Source organism: Azohydromonas lata NBRC 102462, assembly GCF_001571085.1.
Taxonomy (GTDB): Bacteria; Pseudomonadota; Gammaproteobacteria; order Burkholderiales; family Burkholderiaceae_C; genus Azohydromonas; species Azohydromonas lata.
In genome coordinates, this window is record NZ_BCTC01000168.1 from 1 (window position 1) to 8,621 (window position 8,621).

The following is an 8,621-nucleotide window of genomic DNA, read 5'->3' on the forward strand; positions in this document are numbered from 1 at the left end:
CTTCGGCCTACAGCCTTGTGCGGCCACCGTTACGTTTTCCCCGGACAGCAGTGCGCCTGCGCGGGAATGACGACTCGGGGGGCGCTGCCGATCGGCCTCCGGCTGGCGCTGACGGACTCTTGCGGCGGGCAGTGTGCGTAAGGGACAGGCCGCCGCCCTCAGCGCCTCAGCCTTCGCCCCTCACCGCGTCGCCCGCATGCGCTCCAGCAGCGCCGCCGCAGGCGCCCCTTGCGCCTCCAGCCCCGCCTCCACGCCGTCCCGGTTCACGGCGGGCTGGTTCTGGCTGAGCTTGAACTTGCCTTCCAGCGAGGCCACGGGAATCTCGATCCCCACGATCACGCCCAGCAGCTTGTCGGTGAAGTCGGCCGGCGCGTCTTCCAGCGCCCAATGGCCGCCGACGGCCGCTTCGTGGTGCGCGGTGAGGCGGCCCAGCTCGGTGCGCAGCCAGGCGGCGTCCTCGATGGCGCGCAGCGGGCCGCGGGCCTGCACCACGGCGTAGTTCCAGGTCGGCACCACCTTGCCGTGCTCGGCCTTGGTGGCGTACCAGCCCGGGCTGACGTAGCCCTGCGGGCCGTGGAACAGCACCAGCACTTCCTGCCCCTGCGCCTGTTGCCACACCGGGTTGGCGCGCGGCACGTGGCCGCGCAGCGTGCCGTGCTCGCCCGCGTCGGCGACGAACTCCAGCGGCACCACGTCGGCCACCGGGCCGTGCGGGCCCACGTGCACCAGCGTGGCCAGCGGATGGGCGCGCATCAGCGCATGCAGCGTCGCGGCGTCCTGCTGCTGGAAGAAACCGTGGCTGGGCTGGTAGAGGGAACGGGACATGGGGCGAGGGACGTGAGGTGAGGAAGGGCCGGGGGCTCAGGTGCCGCGCTGGATCAGCTCGATCTTGTAGCCGTCCGGGTCGGTGATGAAGGCGATGACGGTGGAGCCGCCCTTGACCGGGCCGGGCTCGCGCGTGATGGCGCCGCCCAGGGCGGCGGCCTTGTCGCGCACGGCCGCGCAGGTGGCGGCCACGTCCGGCACGCCGATGGCGATGTGGCCGTAGGCCGTGCCCAGCTCGTATTGGTCGGTGCCGTAGTTGTAGGTCAGCTCGATCTCGGCCTGGCCCGGGTTGCCGCCGCCGTAGCCGACGAAGGCCAGGTCGTACTGCTGCTCGGGTCGCTGCGTGGTGCGCAGCAGCTCCATGCCCAGCACCTGCGTGTAGAAGTCGATGGAGCGCTGCAGGTTGCCCACGCGCAGCATGGTGTGAAGGAGTCGCATGGCTTGTGCCTTCCGGTGGCGATGCAGTTGGGCCGGCGAGTTTGCCACCCGGCCCCCGGACGGCGCGCCCGGGCGGGCATGGCAGCCGGCCGGTGCGCCCGCGGGGCGGGACGGGCGTGTCCTCAGGCGGCGGGCATCGTGTAGTTGAGCGCCATGCGCCCGCCGTCCACGACCACGACCTCGCCGGTGACGTAGCTGGAGGCGTCGCTGAGCAGGTAGGCGACCGTGTCCGCCACCTCGTTGGGCTCGCCTAGGCGGCCCATGGGCGTGCGGCTGAGGATGCGCTGCTGGGCCGCCTCGCTGGTGAGCACCGCCTGTCGCGCCAGCTCGGTGGCGATGGTGCCCGGCGCCACGGCGTTGACGCGTATGCCTTGTTTCACGAGCGAGAGCGCCATCACGCGCGTGAGCTGGTCGATGCCGCCCTTGCTGGCGTTGTAGCTGGCGATCGTGGGAATGGCCGTGCGCCCGTTGACCGAGCTCATGTTGACGATGGCCCCGCCCGTGCCCTGGCGCACCAGCTCGCGGGCGACGGCCTGGCCGGCGAGGAAGGCGCCCTTGAGGTTGACGGCGATGACGGCGTCCCAGTCGGCTTCCGTGATGTCGAGGAACTCCGCGGCGCGGAAGATGCCGGCGTTGTTGACCAGCCCGTCCACGCGGCCGAAGAAGGTGAGCGTGGCGGCCATGGCGGCCTGCACGTCGGCGCTGGAGGCGACGTCGCAGCGCTGATACAGGGCGCGGCCGTCCTCGCTGCCCAACTCCTCGGCCAGCGCGCGGCCGGGCTCATCGGCGACGTCCCACAGCGCGACGCGGGCGCCGTCGGCGGTCAAGCGGCGAGCGCAGGCGGCGCCTATGCCTTGGGAGGCGCCGGTGATGACGAAGAGGCGGTCGTCAAGACCGAAGTGGATGGCTGCCATGTGATTCCTTTCTTGGGTCGCGAAAGGAATTTTAGATCGTGGTTAAAATTGGGATTTCAATTTTATAAGTTATGTGTACGCAGTTAAATTACAATAAAATTTCTCCTAGAAAGCGGATTTTATTGCGCAATCTTTTGTTCAATTTTGAATAGCTTTTCATTTTGTGAGAGTCGAACAATGAAGAACTCTTCCTTATTGAGCTCTGGCGGCAATTTGTCTCTAAGTATCGAGGCAACAAACTGAATATGTCTATCTTTATCGTTTACCAAGCGCGCAATTTTTGCAAGCTGGTTATCGTGCATTAGCTCTTTCTTGTCGTTAAGTAGAAAGTGGTAGCATGGGATTTTTTGATCATCAGCGAATAGGGTATAGGCAATATCAAAGCAGGTAATTTCACCTTGCTTTTTGCCGGAGCTGAAGTTTGTATTAAATGCGCTAAACTTATAAACGCGCTGTCCGGTTTTTGTTGTAACTGGGTCAAACTTTAGTGCATATTTTTCGCTATAAAGTTCATCTGAGACTGCAGAGAAAAACTCATTAAATTTATTCAATTTTTCTTGAATTTTTGCTTCAAACTCTCCAGAGAAAAGAAAACCATCAATCTTGTCTAGATCTTCATGCAGAGTTTTAAGATTTCTTTCAACGGCTGAAATTTGCTCAATAATGGTTTCAAACTCGCCGCGCTTCTGGTGCTTTTCGTTCAAAGACAAGATTATTTCTTCAAGCTCTTTGAAGGAGCCCGACTTGGAAAGGCGCTCTGTTATTGATTTTTCTTCATCTAATAGGCGATTAAGCTCCTCGCTTCGAGTAGCGATTTCTGCGGAAAGTTTGGGCACATCTTTGGAGATATATCTAACTTTTTCCTCGATCATTTTGTTGTGGAATGCTACCAAATCTTCGAATGATTTTGTTATGTCGCCCAAGTGACTTAAAACTTCTCCGTAAAGATTTTTAAGTTCGTTCAAATCTACAGCAAAAGAGTTTGCTCTTACGTCGTGAGTAGCTTCCGTAATCAAGTTGTTTCGCAGACGCAATCTGCTTATTTGTGAGCGGGTTAGATTAATTTGATATCTAACATCGTCCAGTCTCTTTAAATCTAATTCAAAGTTTTGATTTATTTGAAAAGAGGCTCGCCGTTGATTGAGCACATCGATTTCTTTGATTAGTATAGATAGCGATGCCTCATAGGCGGAGCGTGTTTGCTTGCTCTCAAGACGTGCCTTAAAATTTGTTTCAATGCGGATGCGCGAAAAAAGCTCTTGCTTTGTGTCGCCACTATTGAAATCGCAGCCAAGCAGAAAAAGATATAACGTTTCATATTCATCATCCCGCGTGTATGCGTTTAATGTTTTTAATGTGTTGGTTACGCCAATTTCTTTGTAGCGAATATTGTGAGATATTATTTGTCCAAAAGTCGGCTTCTTCCCGTAGTGTTCCGGGAACAGCTGATTTGTCAAGTAAGCTTCAAATTCGTCCTCTGTCTTTTGTTGGCCGTTTATGCGGCGTACTAGCTTTTTCTTTGCTAGAAAATTGCGCTCAATTATTATTTCTTCTGCGTATAAGGCATTGAGATCACTAGTGAGTGTTAGCGTCACTAGAACCTCAGTATTAATTAAAAAGTTTTTGACATTCAGGTCTTCATTCTTTTTGTTTTCAGGGTCTGTATATATCCCTTTGGGGCTGGCTCCCAAACAAAAATCTATAAGCATAAGAACAGTGGTTTTTCCGACATTGTTTCCCGTAAGGTTTTTTTCTTCTGACGGAGTTTCGTCAACAATGAGATTAAGTCCGGCATGAAACTTTATATGACGAATAAGTCCGTCGTTGTTTTCAATGCGAAGATACTTCAAGAACATAATTTGATACTTCCGTTGTTATTTGGGCAGATAGCGTCCGCTAGGAAAAGCCAGTCCAGTGCTAACACAAAGATGGCAATCGGCATGTCGCGGTGCCTTTTTGTCTCCATGTACAGGTCTATTAAAGACAGTTCTTTATCATTTTCCTTCAATGCCTTAATTATGAACGCACCATTGAAATAAAGACTGCTTGCAGGATGAGAATCTCTAGGTAGAAGCATGTGCGTTCTCCTCAGGATTTTTAAAAATTCTGCAGCGAATAAACGCATCTACAACTAAAATATTTACACACATTTCGAGTTCCTCCAGCGGCATTGCGATGTAGTTGGCGCTATTTTTCACTGTCTGTACTGCTTGATCTACAACCTGGAAGAATAGTTGATCCCCACTATACTTCTGGCTTAGTTTTAAGTAGCTTTTGCGAAGTGAGTTTAGCACTGAGGTGCTTTTATTCTTCCCTATTGTATCAAATTCCGCGTAAACACGAGCAATCCTGTGATGATGCACCTTATAGTCTTCTACTATCTCTGCTGCTGTGTCTAGATTGTTAAAAACAAGTTTCTTGTCGATATCGAAAGGGATCGGCTTAGGGTCACTAGAAGTGATGTATAGATCCTCTTTTGCTAATATGCCAATAATTGTTGCAATATTGGTTTCGGAAGGGGTTGCGTCTGATTGTGAGGGCAGCTCTTTTCTTAAGAAGTCATGAATTTCCTGTTGACGTGCTATGTCGAAGTGCAGTATTAGCTGCAAAATGGATTTGACATCGTGAACGTCAGTGGCAGGATGAAACACAAGGGAGTGTGGGTTTTGATAAACTTTGTCGCGTAAATTGGATGCGTCTTTAGAAATAGAAACAAAGTTAAATTTGTGGCCTTTGTATGCTGAAAGATTTTTGCATAAAGATGATTCCACTTTGGCTTTTGTTGCTGTAGATGAAACCTGTAATACAATTTTATTTGATGTGTCAATTAAATCAATTCCGTCCGCATTTTGAATGCTTGCATTCATATTGACAAGCGAATATCCAAGGAGTAAATTTAAAAATTGAGCGTAAAAGTCTTCGCAGTGGAGATGAAAATCTAAAATGTTCAACACACCGCGCATCTCTACTCTTGTGCAAAGCAGAGAAAGTTTTTCTTCGCAAATGTTCCAATAAATTGAGCGTTGCATATTTTTTCCGAAATTTGATATTATTGCTGTCCACGCATATTGTTACATTAAACTGAAAAATTAGTAGTTTGGTTTTGGGTTTTGAAGAAAACGTGCAAGTTGTGATTTGGCCTTGGTTTTAGTATTGGTTTGGCGGTATGACATGATTTGGTTTTGTATATATCTTTGATTTTATGTTGAGTTTTTTTGAAAAAGAGAAGTGGTCTGCTTTTATTGAGGAGTCTTCTCTTTCCCCAGCCAAACCCCCATCCCCTGCGCATTCAACTCCAAATCCATCTCCAACAATGCATGAATCTCCGAATCCGCCATCAAACACCCATGCTGCCTCAAACTGGCCAAATAAATCTCAAACAACCCAGCCTTCAATTCCTCATGCCGCTGCGCCGAATCCGCTAACCCACGCCCAAGCGCCACCATCGCATCCAATATCGAAAGGAAAAGCGCGGTGAGCCGCGGCACGTCGCTCACGCAGGCGAAGTGCGTCAAATAAAGCCGCTGCGGATGCAGCGCCGCAATCCGCAGCACCGATTCCTTCAGCGCATCCGGCTCGAACTGCACCGGCGTGGAGGTCGGGAATATCCAGGCTTTTCCAGCCACGTCGAATTCCCGATAGCTCAGCCCAAACGTGTCTCCGGTAAATACCCCGCCGCTGGTTTCGTCCCACAGGCAGTGGTGGTGGCGGGCGTGGCCCGGGGTGTCCAGCACACGCAAGACGCGGCCGGCCAGGCGCAGCTCCATGCCGTCCTCCGTCGTGCGCACGCGCGACGCGTCCACGGGCACCAGGCGGCCGTAGGAGCGGTTCATCTCCTCCTCGCCGTACACGGCCAGTGCGCCTTGCCACAGCACGCGCGGGTCGATGAGGTGGCGCGCGCCGCGCGGGTGCGCCCACAGCGTCGCCGCGGGCAGCTCCTGCATCAGCAGGCCCACGCCGCCCGCGTGGTCCAGGTGCACGTGGGTGGGAATGACCATCTCCACCGCCTCGCGCGCGATCCCCAGCACGTCCAGCGCCGCCAGCAGCCGCGGCACGGCGAAGTTGGTGCCGGCGTCCACGAAGGCCGCCCGGCCGTCCTGCACCAGCAGCCAGGCGGCGTCGAAGCCCTCGCGCTGGAAGCCGGTGTCTATCGCGTACACGCCTTCGGCGGCGCGCTGCATGAAGGAGGGCAGGTCCATGGGGGTCGTCATCTCGTGAAGCTTCCGTCCAGTGCTCAGGGCAGGAATTGTTCGTTGCCCACCAGGGCGATGCGCGTGGCCCGCTGCCGCTGCGCCGCGGCCAGCACGCCGGCCACCGCCGCGTAGGGCACGGCGCGGTCGGCGCGCAGGTGCAGCTCCGGCTGGGGCGTCTGCGCGGCGGCGGCGCCCAGGCGGGCTTCCAGCGCTTCGTGGGTCAGCGCCTCGCCGTCCCAGGTCACGGTGCCGGCGGCGTCCACGTCGATGCGCACGATCTGCGGCGGCGTGGGCGGCGTCGAGGGCGCGGCCACCGGCAGCTCCATCTTCACCGCGTGCGTCTGTATGGGGATGGTGATGATGAACATGATCAACAGCACCAGCATCACGTCGATCAGCGGCGTGGTGTTGATCTCGGCCATCAGGCCGTCGTCCTCGCTGTGGTCGCGGAACTGCATCGCCATGGGGTCGTTTCCTCTCGCGCCGCGGGCTGCTTCAGCGCCCGCCGCTCGCCGGGGGCTCGGTGATGAAGCCGATCTTGCGGATGCCCACCTTCTGGCACGCCGCCACCACGCGCCCAACCGACTCGTAGCGGGCGGCCATGTCGCCGCGGATGTGGATCTCGGGCTGCTCGTCCTTGGCCGCCACCACGCGCAGCCGCGCCTGCAGCGCGTCGATGTCCAGCGGCTCCAGGCCCCAGAAGATTCCGCCGTCCCGCGCCACCGCCAGCACGACGTTCTCCGGCTTGGTCTGCGTGGGCTGGTTGCGCTCCTTGGGCAGCTCCAGCTTGATGGAGGCCGTCACCACCGGCACCGTGATCAAAAAGATGATCAGCAGCACCAGCATCACGTCCACCAGGGGCGTGGTGTTGATGGTGGAGATCATCGACTCCTCGCCGTCTGCGCCGTCCTGCGGCGCCATGCCCATGGCCATGGCCGTCGGCTCCCGTGCGAGGTCTTAGCGCTTGCCCGCCAGCAGCACGCTGTGCAGGTCGCTGCCGAAGCCGCGCACCTGCTCCATGGCGGCCTTGTTGCGGCGGATCAGCCAGTTGTAGCCCATGACCGCCGGCACGGCGACGGCCAGGCCGATGGCCGTCATGATCAGCGCCTCGCCCACCGGCCCGGCCACCTTGTCGATGCTGGCCTGGCCGCTGATGCCGATGGCGGTGAGCGCGTGGTAGATGCCCCAGACGGTGCCGAACAGGCCCACGAAGGGCGCCGTGGAGCCCACGGTGGCGAGGAAGGCCAGGCCGTCCTGCAGCCGGCTGGCCACGTTGTCGATCGCGCGCTGGATGGACATGGAAATCCAGGTGTGGCGGTCGATCTGCTCGGTGAGCTTGCCTTCGTGGTGCTCGCTGGCCTTCAAACCGGCCTCGGCGATGAAGCGGAAGGCGCTCCCGGTTTGCAGCCCCTGCGTGCCGGCCTTGACGCTGTCGGCGTTCCAGAAGCTCTGCGCCGCGGCGCTGGCGCTCTTCATGAGCCGGCGCTGCTCGAACAGCTTGGTGAAGATCACGTACCAGCTCCCCATGGACATGAGCAGCAGCAGCACCAGCGTGCCGCGCGCCACGAGGTCGCCTTGCTCCCAGATGGCCTGCAGCCCGTAGGGGTTGGCGACGGCCTGGGTCTGCACGGCCTGCGCCCCGGCGTAAAGGCTGCAGCCGGCCAGCAGGGCCGCGACGAGCGGCCGGGTCCAGAGGGTCTTGTTCTTGGCGAGCATGGTGCGGGGGCGGACTTGGGAATGAGGAGGAGGTGCGCCGGGGACGATCAGTCCACCAGCTTCCAGACGTATTCGACGCGCGACCAGGAGCGCTCCGGCTGACCGTTGACGGTGCCGGGCTTGAAGCGGCACTGCGCCAGCGCGTCCACCGCCAGGCGGTCGAGCATCTTGTGTTCTCGCGTTGCGCCGGAGGAGCGGTCCACGCGGCTTTCGAGCACGCGGCCGTCGGTGTCGATCAGGAAGCTGATCACCGTGGACCCCTGCGCCTCGGCGCGCCGCGCCGCCGCGTTGTAGTCCGGCTTGGCACAGCCCGAAAAATTGATGACCGGCGCGGTTCTTTGAACCGGGGCGGGCGGGGCCTCGGGTGGCGGGGCCGGGGGCGCGGGCGGGGCCGGCGGCGGCGCCACCGGCACGCTGGTGATGGCGGGGGCTTGCGGCGCCGGGCGCTGGATCTCGGGCACCGGCACCACGGCTGGCGGCGGCGGTGCGGGCGTGGGCGCCGGGCGTGGCGGCGCGGCACGGGGCGGCGGCGGCG

At 58.2% G+C, this 8,621-nt stretch carries 11 protein-coding genes; all 11 read right to left on the bottom strand.

Annotated features, from left to right (window positions below; all coding sequences use genetic code 11):
* Positions 1–180 precede the first annotated feature (180 nt).
* The gene (locus ALA01S_RS29300) at positions 181–825 is read right to left on the bottom strand and encodes an FMN-binding negative transcriptional regulator (RefSeq protein WP_066343012.1); all 645 of its coding nucleotides are present in this window, start codon (positions 823–825) and stop codon (positions 181–183) included.
* A 36-nt stretch (positions 826–861) separates the two neighbouring features.
* Positions 862–1,263 (bottom strand): lactoylglutathione lyase, encoded by a 402-nt coding sequence (gene gloA, locus ALA01S_RS29305; RefSeq protein WP_066343013.1) that lies wholly within the window; start codon positions 1,261–1,263, stop codon positions 862–864.
* A gap of 122 nt (positions 1,264–1,385) precedes the next feature.
* Positions 1,386–2,177: an SDR family NAD(P)-dependent oxidoreductase gene (locus ALA01S_RS29310; protein ID WP_066343015.1), complete on the bottom strand. Its 792-nt coding sequence runs from the start codon at positions 2,175–2,177 to the stop codon at positions 1,386–1,388.
* Positions 2,178–2,296: 119 nt separating this feature from the next.
* Positions 2,297–4,033 carry a DUF2326 domain-containing protein gene (locus ALA01S_RS32380; protein WP_084268069.1) on the bottom strand — a complete coding sequence of 579 codons (1,737 nt, stop codon included), beginning with the start codon at positions 4,031–4,033 and terminating at the stop codon, positions 2,297–2,299.
* The gene (locus ALA01S_RS35530) at positions 4,024–4,302 is read right to left on the bottom strand and encodes an ABC-three component system middle component 6 (protein ID WP_373863019.1); all 279 of its coding nucleotides are present in this window, start codon (positions 4,300–4,302) and stop codon (positions 4,024–4,026) included. Before ALA01S_RS35530 ends, ALA01S_RS32380 begins: the two co-directional genes overlap by 10 nt.
* On the bottom strand, positions 4,241–5,206 hold the full coding sequence (locus tag ALA01S_RS32390) for an ABC-three component system protein (RefSeq protein ID WP_084268067.1): 966 nt from the start codon (positions 5,204–5,206) through the stop codon (positions 4,241–4,243). The genes ALA01S_RS35530 and ALA01S_RS32390 overlap by 62 nt, the downstream gene beginning before the upstream one ends.
* A 210-nt stretch (positions 5,207–5,416) precedes the next feature.
* Positions 5,417–6,388, bottom strand: a complete 972-nt coding sequence (locus tag ALA01S_RS29315; RefSeq protein WP_084268068.1) for an MBL fold metallo-hydrolase — start codon at positions 6,386–6,388, stop codon at positions 5,417–5,419.
* A gap of 23 nt (positions 6,389–6,411) precedes the next feature.
* On the bottom strand, positions 6,412–6,834 hold the full coding sequence (locus ALA01S_RS29320; protein WP_066343022.1) for an ExbD/TolR family protein: 423 nt from the start codon (positions 6,832–6,834) through the stop codon (positions 6,412–6,414).
* A 31-nt stretch (positions 6,835–6,865) separates the two neighbouring features.
* Positions 6,866–7,291 carry an ExbD/TolR family protein gene (locus ALA01S_RS29325; RefSeq protein WP_066343030.1) on the bottom strand — a complete coding sequence of 142 codons (426 nt, stop codon included), beginning with the start codon at positions 7,289–7,291 and terminating at the stop codon, positions 6,866–6,868.
* Positions 7,292–7,327: 36 nt separating this feature from the next.
* Positions 7,328–8,086, bottom strand: a complete 759-nt coding sequence (locus ALA01S_RS29330; RefSeq protein WP_066343025.1) for a MotA/TolQ/ExbB proton channel family protein — start codon at positions 8,084–8,086, stop codon at positions 7,328–7,330.
* Between the two features lie 47 nt (positions 8,087–8,133).
* Positions 8,134–8,621: energy transducer TonB (locus ALA01S_RS29335; RefSeq protein WP_157119387.1), on the bottom strand; the 488-nt coding region annotated here is incomplete at its 5' end.

What these genes read in the sequence shown, in the direction of transcription:
- ALA01S_RS29320 (WP_066343022.1), bottom strand. Translation starts at nt 6,834, where the DNA reads ATGGCGATGCAGTTCCGCGACCACAGCGAGGACGACGGCCTGATGGCC.
- ALA01S_RS29315 (WP_084268068.1), bottom strand. Translation starts at nt 6,388, where the DNA reads ATGACGACCCCCATGGACCTGCCCTCCTTCATGCAGCGCGCCGCCGAA.
- ALA01S_RS32390 (WP_084268067.1), bottom strand. Translation starts at nt 5,206, where the DNA reads ATGCAACGCTCAATTTATTGGAACATTTGCGAAGAAAAACTTTCTCTG.
- ALA01S_RS32380 (WP_084268069.1), bottom strand. Translation starts at nt 4,033, where the DNA reads ATGTTCTTGAAGTATCTTCGCATTGAAAACAACGACGGACTTATTCGT.
- gloA (WP_066343013.1), bottom strand. Translation starts at nt 1,263, where the DNA reads ATGCGACTCCTTCACACCATGCTGCGCGTGGGCAACCTGCAGCGCTCC.
- ALA01S_RS29330 (WP_066343025.1), bottom strand. Translation starts at nt 8,086, where the DNA reads ATGCTCGCCAAGAACAAGACCCTCTGGACCCGGCCGCTCGTCGCGGCC.
- ALA01S_RS29300 (WP_066343012.1), bottom strand. Translation starts at nt 825, where the DNA reads ATGTCCCGTTCCCTCTACCAGCCCAGCCACGGTTTCTTCCAGCAGCAG.
- ALA01S_RS29310 (WP_066343015.1), bottom strand. Translation starts at nt 2,177, where the DNA reads ATGGCAGCCATCCACTTCGGTCTTGACGACCGCCTCTTCGTCATCACC.
- ALA01S_RS35530 (WP_373863019.1), bottom strand. Translation starts at nt 4,302, where the DNA reads ATGCGTTTATTCGCTGCAGAATTTTTAAAAATCCTGAGGAGAACGCAC.
- ALA01S_RS29325 (WP_066343030.1), bottom strand. Translation starts at nt 7,291, where the DNA reads ATGGCGCCGCAGGACGGCGCAGACGGCGAGGAGTCGATGATCTCCACC.